This is a genomic window from Pseudoalteromonas caenipelagi, from assembly GCF_013140855.1.
In the GTDB taxonomy this organism is placed as follows: Bacteria; Pseudomonadota; Gammaproteobacteria; order Enterobacterales; family Alteromonadaceae; genus Pseudoalteromonas; species Pseudoalteromonas caenipelagi.
The window spans coordinates 25,553-43,966 of sequence record NZ_JABBPG010000009.1 but is presented as its reverse complement, the minus strand read 5'-3'; the positions used below and the strand labels follow the sequence as shown (position 1 = coordinate 43,966).

Annotated in this window: 10 protein-coding genes and 6 tRNA genes; all 16 read right to left on the bottom strand. The window is 43.7% G+C overall.

What is annotated here, in order from left to right; genetic code table 11:
- Positions 1-49: 49 nt before the first annotated feature.
- Positions 50-664 carry a phage tail protein gene (locus HG263_RS17675; RefSeq protein WP_171627418.1) on the bottom strand — a complete coding sequence of 205 codons (615 nt, stop codon included), beginning with the start codon at positions 662-664 and terminating at the stop codon, positions 50-52.
- Between the two features lie 118 nt (positions 665-782).
- Positions 783-1,277, bottom strand: coding sequence for a hypothetical protein (locus tag HG263_RS17670; protein ID WP_171627417.1), 495 nt, complete (start codon positions 1,275-1,277; stop codon positions 783-785).
- Positions 1,278-1,423: 146 nt separating this feature from the next.
- Positions 1,424-2,359 (bottom strand): formyltransferase family protein, encoded by a 936-nt coding sequence (locus tag HG263_RS17665; RefSeq protein ID WP_171627416.1) that lies wholly within the window; start codon positions 2,357-2,359, stop codon positions 1,424-1,426.
- Positions 2,360-2,368: 9 nt separating this feature from the next.
- Positions 2,369-3,607, bottom strand: coding sequence for an SAM-dependent methyltransferase (locus tag HG263_RS17660; protein WP_171627415.1), 1,239 nt, complete (start codon positions 3,605-3,607; stop codon positions 2,369-2,371).
- A 272-nt stretch (positions 3,608-3,879) separates the two neighbouring features.
- Positions 3,880-12,312 carry an Ig-like domain-containing protein gene (locus tag HG263_RS17655; RefSeq protein ID WP_171627414.1) on the bottom strand — a complete coding sequence of 2,811 codons (8,433 nt, stop codon included), beginning with the start codon at positions 12,310-12,312 and terminating at the stop codon, positions 3,880-3,882.
- Between the two features lie 138 nt (positions 12,313-12,450).
- Complete coding sequence (locus HG263_RS17650) at positions 12,451-13,119, bottom strand: phage tail protein (protein ID WP_171627413.1); 669 nt, start codon at positions 13,117-13,119, stop codon at positions 12,451-12,453.
- 18 nt (positions 13,120-13,137) lie between these two features.
- The gene (locus tag HG263_RS17645) at positions 13,138-14,040 is read right to left on the bottom strand and encodes a hypothetical protein (RefSeq protein ID WP_171627412.1); all 903 of its coding nucleotides are present in this window, start codon (positions 14,038-14,040) and stop codon (positions 13,138-13,140) included.
- 9 nt (positions 14,041-14,049) lie between these two features.
- Positions 14,050-15,294: an SAM-dependent methyltransferase gene (locus HG263_RS17640; protein WP_171627411.1), complete on the bottom strand. Its 1,245-nt coding sequence runs from the start codon at positions 15,292-15,294 to the stop codon at positions 14,050-14,052.
- Between the two features lie 395 nt (positions 15,295-15,689).
- A complete protein-coding gene (gene glsB / locus HG263_RS17635) occupies positions 15,690-16,607 on the bottom strand; it encodes a glutaminase B (RefSeq protein ID WP_171627410.1) in 918 nt (305 codons plus the stop codon).
- Positions 16,608-16,703: 96 nt separating this feature from the next.
- The gene (hpf, locus tag HG263_RS17630) at positions 16,704-17,060 is read right to left on the bottom strand and encodes a ribosome hibernation-promoting factor, HPF/YfiA family (RefSeq protein WP_171627409.1); all 357 of its coding nucleotides are present in this window, start codon (positions 17,058-17,060) and stop codon (positions 16,704-16,706) included.
- Positions 17,061-17,423: 363 nt separating this feature from the next.
- Positions 17,424-17,499 (bottom strand) — tRNA-Thr (locus tag HG263_RS17625).
- A 48-nt stretch (positions 17,500-17,547) separates the two neighbouring features.
- Positions 17,548-17,623: transfer RNA gene (locus HG263_RS17620), tRNA-Phe, on the bottom strand.
- 76 nt (positions 17,624-17,699) lie between these two features.
- A tRNA-Thr gene (locus HG263_RS17615) sits at positions 17,700-17,775 on the bottom strand.
- 11 nt (positions 17,776-17,786) lie between these two features.
- A tRNA-Phe gene (locus HG263_RS17610) sits at positions 17,787-17,862 on the bottom strand.
- Between the two features lie 130 nt (positions 17,863-17,992).
- A tRNA-Thr gene (locus HG263_RS17605) sits at positions 17,993-18,068 on the bottom strand.
- An 11-nt stretch (positions 18,069-18,079) separates the two neighbouring features.
- Positions 18,080-18,155, bottom strand: a tRNA-Phe gene (locus tag HG263_RS17600).
- Positions 18,156-18,414: the final 259 nt, after the last annotated feature.

The window sequence follows — 18,414 nt, the reverse complement described above, 5'->3', positions numbered from 1 at the left end:
AAAACATCCCTAAATAGGCCCTTGCGGTATTAACCGCAAGGGCTATTAATCAACTACGTGCAGGGTAAACGCCCTGCAAAACTATTTGCCAATTTACAACTTGTATCGGGTTAATAATGCTGAAACTTTGAGAAGAACCAGTATCACCCACCACAACACTGCCCTCAGTACTACCGTCAACAGTCAACCCAGCTATAGGGGTTAATGTTGGTGCAGGAGAGAGGCCCTGCTGTTTGTAATACATCGGAGTAGTCGAATTACCCGCTAGGTAGGTTGTCCCGTCAGGTACATTCGTATTAGCATTGTTCTCTGCAGCCTGTAATACCCCCATTACTCCTCCACCTCCTGAGGGCACAAATTGCGCGGCGTGAGTGTGAGAAGGGAGATTCGATAAGCTCAATGCTATTCTTTCTGCACCAAGTTTAAATCCTAAGTTATAGTCCATACCTCCTGGCATTGGCCCATGGCCTACTGGGCTACGCCCTCTTAAATCAGGTAAGCCAAAAGTCGTTCTTGCATCTCCACCAAAGTTATTACCCAATAGCGAATACAGCGCTGTATTTTCACTAATTGCTTGCAGTTGACCGTAGCAAAGCGCTAAACGCTCAATTGCAAAGCTTCCGCCAAATGGTACCATGGTGCCAATATATGCATCTGTAGCCATATCTAATCCTCTTTGTTTGCGTTCTTTCGTGACTTGCGGACTTCAACACTACACTCGTGCCACTCATTCATTACTTGTCATACACATCTGCGTTATCACACAGCATTTAACCTTCAACTCAATTAGGCTGAGATTCTTCTTCTGATTGATCTGCAAATGGATCCGCAGAAAAAACAGGTGGAATAAATAACTCTGGTATTGAAACTTGGCGAAGACTGCCAACGGATGTTTTATTGCAACAAACTGTACCTAGGTCATTGATGCTTATTTCTAATGATGGTGATTCATCAGAAGTAGGAAAGCGCCAATAAAGCTCAGTAGTTTTATAGCGGATCAATGCCATTTGCTCACATTGATCAAAGTCGTCTTGTTGCTCAGACCCTTTTTCGTGATAACTTTCTAGTTTTTGTTTACCTAAAAACATCACTACCAGTGACCCCATGCCTGGAACCTCAATCACCCCAGACTCTCCGCTGTCAACGCTTAGCTCACCGCGACCCTCTAATTTTGAAACAACTACGCCAGCCTCTTTTGTTGGCAGCGCGCCGTTGTTATATGGGTATACTGCGATGTCATAACCATATTGATTAGTCACACTAATATTAATCTTCATTTGTCATCTCACATCTGAAGTTATGTTTAAGCACTGTTACAACCAAAACCGATAACACCCACACACTTCTATTTATCAACCTTGGAAAACACTGCCCCCAAATACGCTAGGTGTAAAACCCCACCACAAAGCGCTATAAACCACTGTTAATTATTTTCTGGCATCAATGTAAAACCAGCTTCTAAGCCAAATAGCACAGCAAATCGATAACCATCAAATATGCCTTGTTGTGTACCAATAACATCTAAACGCAGTGCCCCATTAATGGTCTTAATAACTAACCCGGTGTGTCTATCGACCTCAATAACTGTTCCCGCCTGTACACCAATCAAAGGGCTCTCTACAACGCTTGCTTGCAACAGTTGAAACATTTCTTGGCGGAACTGAAATAGTGCACACCCTGCATCAGCATTGCCTGCTCGGGCCATATTGACGACTTGCTTGCTGGTTTGCTTATGCCAATTAACTATTAATTGTTGCTGTGCAACTTGTGGGGCTGTTTTGTCACTTGTCTCACCTTGCTTGTGCCAAGTGATTCCTTGTTTTTCATCAAGTTGACAATATTTTGCTACTAGTTCAGGCAAAGCCTGTGCAACTTTGTATTGCACACAACTTATGGTATCGAATGGGTGGATCTCTATTTCAAGATCTGTGGCGATATCACCACAATCAAGCAACTCTGTTACTTGATGTAGCGTCAATTTGGTTTTATCTTCGCCATTTCTCAACTGCCAGTACAACGGAAAAGGCCCTCTGTAATCGGGCAATGGACTGGGATGAATATTGACAAGGTGACCTGAAAAATACTGGATTAATGCGGGGCGCACTTTGTGCCTGAACAGGTAAATCAAGCCTCGATTAACCGCCAAGCTATCTAGCTGGCTGAGCAAGTCTTTATCATCGCTCAGGTTATAAGCAAGCGTTTTAATACCACTTTGCTGTAACCAATGTTGTAGCTGCATCAAGTCTGGGGTTGGCTGTGCATCAACCAATACAACACAAGCTAATTGGCCACTTTGATGTAAATACTGAATCGCAGTAAGACTTTGACAACTACCTGTAAAAACAGCATATTTCTGCATATTCTGCTCCTACACTTTTACTGGCACAAAGCCAGGTAGACCACTTAGCTGATAATAAAACTGCACCGAGTCACCACTATTTGCTACAAAGTGGCTGTGCTCAACATCACGGGGTTTAGTATCAATGTAAAAGCTCATGTCAGGTCGAGGGTGAGTTATCCCAGAGTCATACTGACCAACCCCTTCTTCTGCGAATGTGTCAATCTGCGCATAAATCGCCAAGATACGCTTGTCCATATCTTCAATACCAGCGGGCAGGGTGATCTGATTGGCGGGAATAACCTTTATTCCTTCTTGTAATTCAAGCGTTTGCATATTGAGCAAAGTAGATTTGTTAATGCTTAATATTTCACCTAGCTCCACACGGTCTTGCTGTGCACTGGCATCCATATTCAGCGAATGACTGTACTCCACTTCCTTCCACTGTTGATTAAATTCGTTTTCCCCAATAACCATCATGCCCCTCACTGAGACATTTTGTGGAATGATCAAGCCCTCTATCGTTAAAAACTGCACCAAATGCTTAGCGATACTCAGTTGACCTTCTTTGGTGAAACCATGCTGCATGGCCTCTAATACCAGTAAGTCTATGCTCTGCTCGGGCACATATGTAGTAGCATCAGCCTCTTCAATGCGCAAAATAAATTCATCTAGCTGTAAATCTTTTACTAACTGCTTGAGCGCCAAAACAGCGCCAGGATGCACATCTACCAAAATGACTTGGAGCTGCTCCTTGGTATATTTTTGACTGTCTTTGTAGTAACTCAATAAAGGCAATAACAATGGCGCAAAAGGGCCACAAGCAGGATAAAGAATCGTAATTGAGTCGGTATGAGATAACTTGCTTTGAATTGCTTTATCAACCCCACGCGCATAACCCTGAATTCGATAAATATCTTTGATAGTGTGCTTGCAATGGTAGGGTGACATTATTAGCCCAGATGCTGAAACATATTGCTTAGTGAGTAACTTTTCACTCAACTGCGCCAAAGCCATAGATTGCACTGCATTGTCGTACATGGCAGAAAATGCTTTTACTAAAGTCTTATGCTCTACTTTGCTATCACTCAATACCAGAGCCATCGCATCAACAAAGCTCTTTTGTAAAAGTTGTTGTCGCTGCGCTGTGGTTAATTTTGCTTTTAGTAAGGATTCTAATTGTGTTCGAATTGAGTGTTTAAGTAACTCATCAACATGGGGATCCGCGAAATCCAACACAGATCTGTTTTCAACTTTTGGTTTTTCCATCTATGCTACCTAGCTCCAAGGGTCCTTGACTAAAACATCTACGGCAAGATTCAGTCAAAATTCATAATTGCCTACTTTTCAGTCTAGTCAGGCAAGAATAAAGTGCTAAGTTTTTTTTGCGAAAATAAGCTTATTACCAGCAAGAGGAACAGATAAGTAAATGAAAATAAATGCGATTAATATCGGTATCAGCAAAAGCTAACATAATGAACATAAAAAAGGGCTGGATTAAACATCCAGCCCTGGTCAAAAAAGCTTCAATAAATAATTTATTATCTACGCAAAGAACGCCTGCTAATTAACGAGGCCAACATAAAGACATACAGCCACAATAATGAGCCACCAGAGGACTTACTGTGATTATTTGCTTCGCCTTTACCATCACTATTCTCGGCTACCGCTTTTACCGTTACGCTAACAGAACCAGCAACAGGCTCTCCATAGCCATCGCTGAGCATATAGGTAACCGTGTCAGTGCCAGAAAACCCAGCTTTTGCAGTGTAAGCTAACAATATACCTTGTTGAATACTCACACTTCCTTGCAATGCAGATGCTTCAACAATCGTCAGTTCATCTCCATCAGCATCACTGTCGTTTGCTAACACATCTATGCTGATGCTTTCACCTACATAGAGTTGTGCCATATCCGATTGCGTTATTGGTAGACGGTTTGCCGTTACCTGAACCTGCACCAAACCTTCGCTGGCTGCCCCCTGGTCATCGTGTACAACATAGTTCACGATATCCACTCCAGAAAACCCAATATTGGATACATAGCTAAGCTTACTACTGTCGATAATAGTTACTTCGCCATTGTTTGCCGTTACAGTGCTCACTGATAAACTATCGCCATCAGGGTCGCTGTCATTAGCCAGTACATCAATGATAATCGGCTTATGGTGTAATGCCGTTATTTGCTCTCCTTGCACCACAGGTGCTCGGTTACCAACAACCTCAACGATCACTTGGCTATGCGCTGTACCGCCTTGACCATCACTAATGCTATATGTCACAACATCAACACCCACAAACTGTTCGGCCGCTACGTACTTGAGCGTTTGCTGCGCAGTGATCTCAACCATGCCAAACTGTGCTGATGCCTGTGACAGCGCTAAAGTATCATTGTCTGCGTCACTGTCGTTCGCAAGCACATCAATCTCTAGGCTACTATTCCAAGGTAAGTTTACACTGTCTTCGTTTGCCACAGGTTGCATATTATCACTGAGATAAACAGCAACACCACTTGGGTCAACGACCGTACCATTGGCCTCGCCATCAGCATCGTTTGGTCCGCCATCTTGCACTACCAACTGAACACACCAATGACCTTCGGTTAGGCCCGCTTGCCACTGTGCATCACCTGGAGGTGGACAATAGCCAAATTCACCAGCAGCACTAAACACTTGGTTGTTTTCATCTTCAACAAACTCACCCCAACCTTTCGCTTGCGTGTACTTGCGGTAAACTGCATTAGCAGGAATTGGTAATTGCTGAGGCAGAACTAAGTTGTAGTTTTGACCTTGCTCAGGAAGACCATATGCAATGTAATCAAAAATACCGCCACTGTTCCTCGCTTGTGTATCACGCACAATACCTTGCTGTTCATCAGAGTCTAACTGCAAACCTCCTGTATTACTAAGCGCAGCCACAGCACCACGACGTAAACACACTCCTGGATCACCTTCTACTAAGAATGCGCTTTGGTTGTTTACCTGAGCAGGCACTACGTTACATTCGTCAATTGCATCTAGATAATCGGCAATACCGTCGCCATCACTATCTTTATAGCCTTCTTCACTATCAGGAATTAAGTCACCATCGGTATCAACATCAGATAAACCGGCTAAGCGTTCAATCACCTCAACATACACAGTTTCGGTTGCATTCATTGCAGGTGCACCATTGTCAGTCACGATGGCTTTTATTGCATGAACCCCGAGTGAGGCAGCCGTTGGGTCAAACACAAAGCGTGTGCTATCACCACTGATGTTACTTAAGTCTGATAACCAGCTCATCGTCAACTTATCAGTAGAATTTGCATCGTCCGCCGTTGCATTGATAGTGACCTCACCATCAGCTTGGCTTACCGTCATGCGCGTTTCACCTTGCTGCTGCACGTTTAAGCTCAACGTTGGCGCAATGTTGCTTTCGCGAATGCGGATAACCGTTTGCCGCTTATGACCCAGATTTAGCTCTGGATCCAATGTCACCACCACGGTTTCTTCTTGCTCTGCAATGGTATCCACTAATACTGTGAAGTTGATTGTTGCTTGTGTACCACTATTAATAGTTACAACGCCGCTTAGTGCTGTGTGATCACTTTGCGAAGCTGTGCCACCAATGGTGTAAGCGATATCTAATGGGTAAGTAGGTGAAATACCATTTAGCAACACAGGTACCGCTACCTCAGAGCCCTCAGCAACAACCTGATCTTTACTCAAAGAGATTAGTGGTTTCACATTCAGTACTTGCTGTGCAATGGTTTCCAGCCCCCCACTGTCTTGAGTTTGCCAATACACATTGTGCTTGCCTGGGGAAAATACGGTTTTCGCATCAACTAAAGAAACGGGGAGTATATTGCCCTGAGCATCCTTTGCTGATGCTACACCCAGGTTTACTTTGGTAAACAACCCTGTTGCGTTCACCGTTAGATCTGTTGGTACGTTGAGCGTGGGCGCTTGTGTATTTCGGTTACCTGTAATCTCAAGGTCAACTTTAGCGTTAGCTCGACCTTTATTACCGTCAGTTACCGAGTAAGAAAAGGATACTTTGCCAACATAACCCTCAGGCGCTTGATAGTTAATGGTCGACCCATTTGCCGTTGCATTCCCGATGCTTGATGTCACACCTTCTACACGCAGTACATCACCATCAATATCGGCATCGTTGCCAAGCACCGCTAGTGTATAGCTATCATCTGCAGTCTTAATAAGGGTGATATTGTCATCTTGTGCTGAAGGCGCATCATTGATTGGATTAACCGTTACGGTAACCGTTGCAATTTCTGATGTTAGCTCTCCGTCGCTGGCAAGATAAGCAAAGCTATCTTGGCCATTGAAGTTGGCATTGGGTGTATATACCCAACCGCTCTCAGTCGAACTTAGCGCACCGCTTTGAGGTTGTTTTTGTACAGTTAAAGCTAATTTATCACCTTGTTCATCACTCACTTGAGCTTTGATAACAACGCGCCCGTCTTCGTCCACTTTTACTGTTTGTGGACTTGCTTTCGGTGCCGTATTGCGAACACTCACAGTTAAGTTAAATGGTTTTAACGAATCGGACAGCTGGCCGTCAGATACACTGATTGAGACATTGCCCGTTACGCCTACATCATCTCCCGTTGGTGTGCCTGACAGCTCACCCGTTTGCGGATTAAACGATGCCCACGTAGGCTTGTTTTCAATGCTAAAAGTTAAATTTACACTATCAATGTCTTGAGCAATTGGAGTGAAACTATAGCTATCACCTTCAACAACAGAGGTAGCTGGTTGACCCGAAATAGTCGGCGCATCGTTAACGTTAATGACGGTGAGTGAGAATGCAGGCAAGCTCGCTTGTAATTTGCCATCCGATACAGTCAGCACAATGTTATTTGTTGTTCCAACACCACTTTGTACAGGTGTGCCTGACAGCGCCCCTGTTGCAGTATTTAAGCTTAACCATGCCGGCTTGTTAGCAATACTAAAAGTGAGTTTATCTCCATCAATGTCACTTGCTTTAGGAGTAAAGGTATAAAGCTGACGCTCGTTAACACTGGTTCTTGGCGAGCCACTTATCGTTGGCGCATCATTGATATTGATAACAGTCAAATCAAAGGCTGTCAGTTTTGCTGATAATTCACCATCTGATACTGACACCACAATACCTTTTGTTGTGCCTACATCAACATTACGAGGTGTACCGTTTAGCTCCCCTGAACTCTTATTGATACTTAACCACTTTGGATTGTTCTCAAGTGTATAAGTAAGCGTCTTAGAGTCGATATCTTTGCCTACAGGTGTAAAACTATAAGCTTGATCTTGATCTACAGTGACAACAGGCGTACCTGTAATTGTTGGCGCATCGTTCACGGCTTTTACCACGATACTAATTGACTGAGACACGCTACCTGCAAGCGTATCGGTTAATTCAACTTTAACGTTTCTAGGTGTTGTTGACGGATTATCTGAAGTGTTTTCATAGCTAAGTGCTCTAACAAGTGCTTGTACGATAGCATTGCTACCTGCACTTAAGTTAACCGTTAGACTATCACTCCCCGTAACCACACCATCATTGGCTGTGCCACTGGTTTCACTGATAGTACCAACAACCGTATCTTGATAACTTAACTGACCATTGCTAATACTAAAATCACCGTTTGTATTGATGCTGAGGATATCTTCAGCTAACCCGTTAGCAGAGATTGATGCCACAAGCTTTGCACCATTACCTTGCCAGTTTGCGTCACCATCGGCGTCATTGGCTGTTGCTTGGCTATCAATGATCGTTGCCGCATCATTCTCTGTGTAATCAAGTAATTGACCAAGTACAATAGTCGGCGCTGTATTTACCGTTAAGTTAATGGTGACATCCGCATTCGCTGATATCCCCCCTTCGCCATCACTTAGTGCAAAGCGTACCACTCGATTACCCGCAGTGCCCGCTGAGTCTTGGCTGTTGTCATAGCTAATCGCGTTAATAATCGCAGCAACCACAGCATTGTTTGCATTACCGTTAAAGTTCACGGTTAGCGCACTGCCATTACTGCCGCCACTAAAAGTACCCACATTGCTTAGGTTGTAGACAATCTGGCCACCACTCAATTGAATAGCTGCACTGCTGTCATCAATGGCTAATACATCTTCACTCGCCTGCGCACCGCTGGCAATCGACACCAGTAACGTGCCACCATTGAAAGTATCAGTATCAATGTCTGTCACCGTTGCCGCACTGCCTTGATTCACAATCACAAAGCTTTGCGCTGAGGCATTGTAGTCAAACTGCTCACCGTTTAGATTGTTGATAACAGGCGCGTCGTTCACATCGGTAATATCCACATTCACTTTCGCCAGTTCAACACTGCCAGAACCATCATTGCCCGTGATAGTGATGATTGCTTGGTTATCACCTTGGCTATTCTCTTCACCCGTATACTTGATGTTTGCAGCCGTATTAAGGTAGGTATCAATCGCAGTAGCAGAGCCTACCAGCGTAATGGTTTTACCATCTTGAGAAAGCGTTGCCGTCACACCGCCACTGCTGCCATCCGCAGGCGTTGCAAACTTGCCTTTATCTGCGCTGATGGTCACCGTTACACTGCCACTGTCACCATCAATCAACGTCAATGCCGACAAGTCTAAGTTTGAACTAGCATCTTCTGTGACTGAAATATCTGTAGGTGGTGTGGTTAGCGACACAGGGTCGTTCACTGGGGTAATGGTAAAGTTAAAGGTTTGCCCTGTCAGTGGCGCCGCATTATCTTCACCGCCATCAGCAAGGGTAAACACAAAACTATCTGATGTGGTGTCACTGCTATTGTGCGTGTACATCAAATTGCCATTATCAATATCTTGCTGGGTAAAGGTGGCGTTTTGCGTGAGCAACTCAACTGCATCTAACGTATCATCGTTATCCGCATCAACAAACAGGCTACCGTTCGCTGGCGCTGTGGTAATGGTGTAAGTTAACCCTGCACCGCTGTCATCCACATCTCCTTCGTTCAAATATGCACTGGTAATGGTTGTGGTTGCCCCTTCTGCAAGCGTAATCGCCGCATTAGTAGCAAGTTGTGGGGCATCATTAACAGATGTCACTGTAATGGCTGCCACATCTGACTTAGCTGAAAATGCCGCAGTGCCCCCCTTAACGGTTGCATCAACTTCATCACCCGCCGTACCTGCTGATTTATCCCACGCCACAAACGTGATGCTTGATGAACCATGGTAGTGCGCATTGGCAACAAAGCGTATTTTGTGTGTGTTTGCTTCTGTCAATGCGCCATCAAGCAAACGCGCTGTTGTGGTTAAATCGACACTTTGTGCTGTGGTGTCACTCAAGTTCAACCAGTGAGTACCATTGTCAGTACTGTATTGCCATACCCCGTTTGTGTTATCTACACCAACGACAGCAATGGCTTCAACCGCACTGCCATCGACATCACCGATTGAGTTGTCTACCACCAAAGTGGCAATATCAACGCCCGTGTTATTAGCATCAGAAATATCTTCAATAATTGCAGTAAAGACTGGCGTTTGTGTGTCATCCAATGTCGGCGCATCATTCACTGGCGTAATTGCTACTACCGTCTGATTAGTGCCGCTGCTATTGGCAATACCATCGTTAAATGTCCAAGCGAGCGTTGCCGCCGTACCTGGTGCCTCCGAGCTGTTTGTATAGGTAATATTTTGCAGCACGCTATTCACAACCGTTGTGGTTGCGCTACTGTTAAATGTTAACTTTAACGACCCTGCGCTATTTGTCGTCACAGTGCCTACCGTCGTATTATTATAGGCTAGTGCTTGATCTTGTGTCAGTTCAGCTAAGTTACCCGTGCTGCCAAATACATCACTGGCATTCGCACCGCCAGCACGCACAATCGTGATACTCGCACCATCATAGCTACCACTGTTGTTATTTAGCGCATCTAACTCGGTATCAGAAACCGTAACATTGCTATCTAGCACTACCGCTGAACCATTTTCGGTAAACGCCGGTGTGCCGTCTAAGTTTGCAAATACTGGTGCATCGTTTTCGTCCAGCGTAATAGTCACGGTTTGTATACCAGACTCAACCGCGTTGTCTGTCGTTATTGAGGCGATGTCGATCACTATCGTTTCGTTATCATCAATCACACTATCGTCAACGGCTGTCACTTTGAATGTTCTTGTAGATGACCCCGCAGCAATCGTCACACCGCTACTGATGTTGTCAGATAAGGTGTAATCAGTACCTGCACCTGTTGCTGTACCTGAAGTATTTAAACTGACTGTCACTGCATTGGTGGCAGTCACTGCATTGCCAGATGCATCTTTTAACGCGACAGTAACTGTGGCCTCGCCACTTTTCTCACTGATTGTGGCATTATCAACACTTAATTCAACAGTCGGTGCAACCGTAAAGGTAAAACCGGTGTTATCACTGAAACCAGCAAAAGCATTGCCGTTTTGATCAGTTAAAAAGCCTGAGTCCATGCGCACCGCATAACTCACTCCCGCTGACAAATCAGCACTTGGATTAATGGTTAAGGTGTCACCCGATAAGCTGATCTGAGTGCTATCAACTGCAAAAGTTTCAATCACATTTCCGTTGCTATCCACTAAAGTGATGGTGCCACTAGAGCCCAGCTTCATCGTTTCAGAAAACTTCAGCGTTAAGTCACCTGACGCCGATACACCAAATCCACCGTTTGCAGATGATGAACCAGACACATTGATACTCGGTACAATACCATCTATCACGATAGCTTTATTCGCAGACAAAGAGTTGGCAGTTCCCGGCGTGGCAAGAGTCAATATCGCAGCATTTCCTAAACTGTCTTTAATCGTGCCGCTATTTAGAGCCAACGCAGATGTTGAAACATAGGCTAAATCAGCGCTGACATCCCCTGGTTGTACCGTATAGTTAAAGGTCACCTTGCTGCCCGATACGTTCGCAAAAGCTGCCGTACGGTCTGTTGTGCCAGTTTCTAAAGTCAGTGTAGGCGCGCCAGTAACCAGCACAGACTGATCAAAATTAACGCTGATATTAATTGTGTCGCCGACTTTAAATGTCCCCTCTTGCTGGGATGTTACATAGGTAACCTTAGGCGTTCTATCTACCGTATGCACAGCGCCATTAAAACTGTCAACATACCCATTGGTGTTATTACCGTTACCTAAGCTATCCGTAATATTAGTATTCGATTTTAAGTCTAAGCGCAGGCTACCCACGCCAGAAATGCCACTCACAACAACATCAACTGATGTGCCAGAATCACCAGACACAAAGGCAATTGAGCCTGTGGCATTACCTGAAACCGTTGTTAGCGTAAAGTCATCTGTTGAGATATTGGTAGCTGATTCATCAAAAACCACTCTATAAGTGAGTGACGTGCTGCCTGCACTGGGGGTACCGAAGAGGTTAATCGACGATACGGCAGGAGGCGTGGTGTCGCTCTGTGCATTGACGTTATCAACGACTAACCCTATAAATGAAACGTTAAAAATATTGTTAGAGTTAGTGAATTCATGCACCGTAAACTCGATTGAAGACACGCCTGCAACGGGTTCGAAAGAACCAAATAGGTCAGCTAAGCCTGCCGTAGAACTTTTCGAAAGCCTAGTCAGAGCCGACAATTGAAGCGTTGAAAGCGTATCACCACTGGCATTTTTAAATACAACTTGCGTCGCATTAGTGAGGTCTATATCAACATTGCTATAAGCATGAATTTTAATGTCAGTGACATCAAAGTGTGTCACATTGCTGCCATCGGCTTTAAATATAAAAGTTTGTGGTGAGCCGATAATATACGGGTTAACACCGTGAGTATCGCTTAGCCCATAATCTTGTAAATTGTTGGGCACCAAATAACCGCTATGGCCCGTCACGGTTCTATACCCCGTACCACCAGAGTCCATTGCGCCAACATTCTCAAAGCTAATCGTTTGCGCTGCGTATGCCTTACCCGCAAGAGAAATTAATGCAAAAATCAAAACGATTAACACATTAAACATCTGTTTAACGCTCATTGGTTCCCCCCTTTCTCAAGCATATTTTCAGTCAAGCCGAGCTCAAAGAAGCCCACCTTTATCAAGCTGAAACACATATAGATTTCCTTAAAAAAATCAAATGTAAAAAAGGCGCTTTGATTAAAGCGCCAAAAACCGTTAACTCCGCGATGGGTAAGTGCCCGCATTGGCAATGACAAACTTAATGACCGTGCTAGGCTGGTAATTTAGTATTGGTGCTGAGCCACCTGTACTACCCACATCAACTTTCACCTGCACAGCGGTTTGTGCGTCATGAAAACTCCCTGATATTTTGACAGCATCCGTTGCCATTTGCACATCAGAGGTGGTCGAGTACGCCTTGGTGATAGGCGTTTTAGCTAAACCATTTACAAGCTCACCTGTAGCCCAGTAAGCCCCTTTGGCATTGTCGGTATCACCCAGTCCGTCTTTCGCGTTTACAGTTAAGGTACCTGCAAAACCTGCCACTGCAGTTTGAGCGTCCGCTTGCGCTGTGGCAATATGCGTATGTGACGGCAACTGAGCAACGGATAAGTAATTGTACGAATTGCCAAAACGGTGACCTAGTACTAGTTCTACTGATGACTCTATACCTAGCCCACGACCATCACCTACGGCACTACGACCGCGAAAATCTGGTAAAGCAAAGGTTGTGCGGCCATCACCACCATACATTGTACCTAACAAAGAATACAAAGTGGAGTCGGAAGCGATAGTGACAAGCCCTCCTGCACACGCATAATAATCACGTGGTACAAAGTTGTATGCCACCATTTCAATATCACCAATTAATGGATCAGCACTCATATTTTTCTTCCTTATTTATTAATTTAAAATCATGCCTGCTTGCAGTTTGGCCTGCATCGCAAAGCGATAGCCATCAAAAATACCTTCGTTGCAACTCACTATGTCCAGCTTTAAGGCTTGCTGGTTATTCAACGCAATCACCAATCCATCTGTCTTTGACAAGGTTAAAATGGTGCCTGCTTTAACACCAAAGGTCGGTTGGGTACTTACACTTGCTTGCAATAACTGACACACCACTTGCCCAATGCGTAATCGTGCGCCACCAAAATAAGGGTTTGCAGCTCGGGCTAAACTCACTATTTGTGCTGCATTGTCTGTTTGTAAATCAATAAATAAGTGGCTTTCATCTAGTTGAGCTAAGGCTTTTGGGGCAAACTGTGAGGTTTGTTCAGTTTTATGCTGGCTATCAAATTGCATCACTAACTGACTTAACACGTTCGGCAACTGCGCCATCAGTTTTTTATGCAAAGTACCCGCAGTGTCATTTTCTTCCACGGCCACTTGGTACTCACTTAATCGTTGCATATGCTTGCTTGAGGCAACAATCAAAGCACAGCTATCAGCTTGCTTTTTAATGGCATCAAACAAAGCATGTTCAATTGTGGCGTTACTATGTTCACCAAACTGTACCTGTATAATATCTTGTTCAACTTTAAGGTCTTGCAAAAGTGCAAAAGGTAAGTGAAAGCTGACAAAATTTTCCGCCTGCCATGCGTGTTCTGCCGAGTTAATAAAGTCAGCATCTAATGTTGCTTGAAAAGCACTTGGTAGCGAAAAGTGCTGCGCAACCGCCGCCAATTGCTGAGCCTGAGACTCAGCACAATGGGTGATCAACACCCCAGCAAGCGCCTGCATTTGCACTAAACATTCAATAGCTGGGATAGCCGACGTTGAGCAAGTGATTAAAATTATTTTTTTCATGCTACTTCCTTATGCAATCGTCGGTAAAAAGCCCGGCATACCGCATAGCTTGTAGTAAAATTTAAGCTTGTCGCCGCCTTTTACCAGCAAATCATCTGGCTCTGAAGCTTTTGGTTTAAAATCAATACATACCGACATATCTGCTAAAGGATGGGTGATCCCTGAATCGTATTGAGCAACCTGCTCTTGTTCATCAACATGCAAGTTAGCACTGAGTAACAAAATGCGTTTTGACATATCATCCACATTGTGTGGAATGCTCACTTGCCCCGCTTCTATTAAGTCGTAACCATTGCCCAATGGCATAATGGCCATTTGCTTAAGCGTATCTAAGTTCAGGGTAAAAATAGGTCCAAGGTTAATACGCTCAGCTTTAATTTTCGCGTTTATAAAGCTTGAGTGACTGCGCGCTTGTTCATGCCACTGCTCAACAAATTCACGTTGTGGCACTGCCAATATCGCTTCAATCACGATTTCCTTAGGGAGCAAATAAGCATCCTTTGCTAAAAACTGTGCAAGGTGGCGCATAAAGCTCAAGTGCCCTTCTTTGCTTAAGCCATGTTGCATCGCTTCAATCACTAAAATATCTATGGGTTGGGAAGGCTGATAGTCCATTACATCCATGCACAGCACCTCGACACTGTGCTCTAACCCCAAACTCCCAACCACACGGTTAAGCACCTTTTGCGCACCAGGCTGAATATCAATTAAAGTGACTTTAAGAGGCCGTTGGTAGGTATTATGTTTTTTTACGTAGCACAACAAAGGCAAAACAAGTGGCGCAAAAGGTCCGCACGCTGGGTAAACTAAGTGTAACGGCTGTGAGCTTTGAGACTCAGCATCATCTAACGTGTTCTTAAGCGCGCGAATAAAGGCTTTAACTCGGTAAATATCATTCACGGTTGATACCGCATCTTTAACCGCCATAACTAAACCTGTGGCGTTAACGTAGGAGTGAGTTGTCTCTTGCTCTGTTAGCTCAAGGCTTTGATAAAGCTCAATTAATGATTGCGAAAAATCAGCGAAGTAATCAACAAGCTGCTCATGCGTTTGGGTGTTAGCAAGCAAACACTCAACGAGCTTACAACAGTGATTAATTAACAGTTCAGAGCTTGCAAATGCATCTCCTTTTAGTTGACGGTTAAGCTTATCACGCAAAGATTGATTCAAAAGTTTTGCGAGGCTGGGATCGATAGAGCTCAACTCACCAGCTCCTCCCATTAAACTTTGAACTACACTACTGTTGCTTGCCATGCCCTCAGTCCTTAAACAAATAAAAAATGTCGATCTCTTTGTTTACTCATAAGCTCTATGTATGCGCAGTTATTGTCATCACTTCGTTTACTCTAATGGCCAGTCAATCAGCCTTTAACTACATCCATCGAAAATAGTGCACAAGCTCTAAATAAAGACTACGACTGCGCACAAATAATTAACACCGCTTTAACACCCTGAATTGTATGGAAAAAACAGAACTTTTGAGTAGCTTTGAATTTGACCTGATTGTTTAATTAAAGTCAATTACAACGCATTACAATCACTGTAATTGACGTATAAATTATTCTTACGAAGAATTTGGTTAGAGGTACAGTACTTATATTAGGAGTAATGGCACCTGCAGTGGGTGAAATACACCACGCTGAGATTAACTAAAAAATAGCGGTACCAAGTTGTTCAGAAACATACTCAAGCGCCGCGATCCCCGCTACAGAATTACCAAACTTATCTAGCCCAGGCGACCAAACTGCAACGGTAAACTGGCCTGGTACAACAGCGATTATCGTGCCCGATACACCTGACTTACCGGGCATCCCCACTCTATAAGCAAAGTCACCTGCTGCATCATACAGGCCACTGGTAAAAAGTAGAGAGTTTAGCTGTTTAGTCTGTTTGGCACTGAGCAGTTGCTGTTGGCTTTGCGCACAAAATCCGTGATTTGAAAGGTAAGAGAAGGTACGGGCAAGTTCTGCACAGTTAACTTCAATGGCACAGTAATTGAAGTATGACCAAAGCACCTCTTCTACATCGTTAGTAAAATTACCAAAGGATTTCATTAAGTAGGCCATGGCTGCATTTCTATAACGATGCTCAAATTCTGATTGGGCTACCCGTTTGTTAATAACCACTTTTGCGTTGCCTGACTGGCTACGATATTGCTCTAACATAGTATGGATCGGCGCACTCAAGCGAGAAAAAAGCGCATCACAAGTCACGATGGCACCCGCATTGATAAATGGATTTCGAGGAATGCCATTTTCAAACTCTAGCTGTGTAAGTGAATTAAATGCAGTCCCTGAGGGTTCTTTACCCACTCTTTGCCATAGCTCATCTTCATATCGTTGCAGTGCCATAGTCAAGGTCATCACTTTTGATACTGATTGTACCGTAAAGCGTGCATTGCAATTACCTGCGGTAAAGGTTTGCCCATCATTGGTATGTAATGCCATAGCAAACTGACCTAACTTTTGCTCTGCTAATGCAGGAATATAATCTGCAACTTTGCCCTTGTTCAGCAAAGGTTGAACATGATTAAAAGTGGCATCTAGAACGGCTTGATAATTAGGCATTAAAACTACTTATAACAACTGAAATTGTTGCTCAGTCTAGCATAAAAAAAGGGCCTGTTAAGGCCCTTCGTGAGTGTTACAACTAGGTACTATTACCTAGCGTAAATCCATTTCTTGAATAATTTCGTGTGCAATTTCTGGAGTAGTGCTCACTGGCTTATCGTGTAAATTCGCTTTTAACTGGCCTTTTCTATGTTTTAAAGAGGCATCTAATTTTTTAGCGGCATTCGCAATAGCGGGGTACATAACCTCTCCCTCACCTTTAACGCCTATGCGCACACCTGAATAAATTGTTGAAATTTCCGCGTTAAACTTTTTGTTATCTTTACTAATTATGATATCCAGCGACAATAATGACGGAAAGTGTATCGCTGTTTTGGCAAACTTTTCTTGAACGTGAGCTCTTACTGCATCTGTAATATCCACATGGTGGCCCGAAAGATTTATCTTCATATATTTATCCTTTTCTTGTTTACCTCAATTACAGTATTGAGGCCATTTGCTAAAACCTCAAGGATAAAAAGTGAGATTCTTTTCATTTATGTGAAAATGATGCGCCAGATCACAAAATAGGAACGAGTGCTTAAAAAAGCAAACATACGATAAGGTTTTGAATAAGAAGTCTAATTAAGAGTAGAGCTGACATGAAAAAGAACAACCAGTCAAAAACAAATAAATTCGCAAGAGGCGTGCTTTCCGACATGTTAGCTTAGGGCTAAATTAATCAATAGATAAGAAAGGTATTAATGTCATACCAAATAGCGCTGATACGTGAGCTATTAATGCTAATTTCGAGGTAAGTTAATGCCTAAAAAATGGTGCCGACTATCCGAGTCGAACGGATGACCTACTGATTACAAGTCAGTTGCTCTACCAACTGAGCTAAGTCGGCACACTAAATCTTATAGATTCTAGCAAGCTAGAGACGAATAAAAGGGGATGGTGCCCAGAGGCGGAATCGAACCACCGACACGAGGATTTTCAATCCTCTGCTCTACCGACTGAGCTATCTGGGCATAAACTAGTTACTTTACATTTAACTCTCTTAAAAGAGCTTAATGTTCAAGTATTATGGCTTTCGCCGAAAATAAATGGTGCCGACTATCCGAGTCGAACGGATGACCTACTGATTACAAGTCAGTTGCTCTACCAACTGAGCTAAGTCGGCACACTTAATAATGGTGCCCAGAGGCGGAATCGAACCACCGACACGAGGATTTTCAATCCTCTGCTCTACCGACTGAGCTATCTGGGCAAAAATACTTTCAAAGAGAAAATCACGTAAGGATTTTCAATACCATCTTAACAGCTCTACTTACTGAGCTATCTGGGAAAAATACTTTTCACAAAATTTGATGCTTATGTTTTTATTCCTAGCTAGGAAATGGTGCCGACTATCCGAGTCGAACGGATGACCTACTGATTACAAGTCAGTTGCTCTACCAACTGAGCTAAGTCGGCGCACCTAAAAATGGTGCCCAGAGGCGGAATCGAACCACCGACACGAGGATTTTCAATCCTCTGCTCTACCGACTGAGCTATCTGGGCAAACCTTGTTTGTATCGAAAATTCAATAAGGATTTTCAATACACTCCCTAATAGCTCTACTTACTTAGCTATCTGGGCAAACCTTGTTTGTATCGAAAATTCAATAAAGATTTTCAATACACTCCCTAACAGCTTTACTCACTTAGCTATCTGGGCGTGCGGCGTATTAAAAGGGTTTTGCCCTTTTAAGTCAACCCTTTTTTTAAAACCAATGTTTGTTTGCACAGATTTCATCCAGAGTGAACAAAATAACGCTTCT

Excerpts from the sequence above, each read along its gene's own strand:
- HG263_RS17675 (WP_171627418.1), bottom strand. The coding sequence starts at position 664 with ATGGCTACAGATGCATATATTGGCACCATGGTACCATTTGGCGGAAGC.
- HG263_RS17670 (WP_171627417.1), bottom strand. The coding sequence starts at position 1,277 with ATGAAGATTAATATTAGTGTGACTAATCAATATGGTTATGACATCGCA.
- HG263_RS17665 (WP_171627416.1), bottom strand. The coding sequence starts at position 2,359 with ATGCAGAAATATGCTGTTTTTACAGGTAGTTGTCAAAGTCTTACTGCG.
- HG263_RS17660 (WP_171627415.1), bottom strand. The coding sequence starts at position 3,607 with ATGGAAAAACCAAAAGTTGAAAACAGATCTGTGTTGGATTTCGCGGAT.
- HG263_RS17655 (WP_171627414.1), bottom strand. The coding sequence starts at position 12,312 with ATGAGCGTTAAACAGATGTTTAATGTGTTAATCGTTTTGATTTTTGCA.
- HG263_RS17650 (WP_171627413.1), bottom strand. The coding sequence starts at position 13,119 with ATGAGTGCTGATCCATTAATTGGTGATATTGAAATGGTGGCATACAAC.
- HG263_RS17645 (WP_171627412.1), bottom strand. The coding sequence starts at position 14,040 with ATGAAAAAAATAATTTTAATCACTTGCTCAACGTCGGCTATCCCAGCT.
- HG263_RS17640 (WP_171627411.1), bottom strand. The coding sequence starts at position 15,294 with ATGGCAAGCAACAGTAGTGTAGTTCAAAGTTTAATGGGAGGAGCTGGT.
- glsB (WP_171627410.1), bottom strand. The coding sequence starts at position 16,607 with ATGCCTAATTATCAAGCCGTTCTAGATGCCACTTTTAATCATGTTCAA.
- hpf (WP_171627409.1), bottom strand. The coding sequence starts at position 17,060 with ATGAAGATAAATCTTTCGGGCCACCATGTGGATATTACAGATGCAGTA.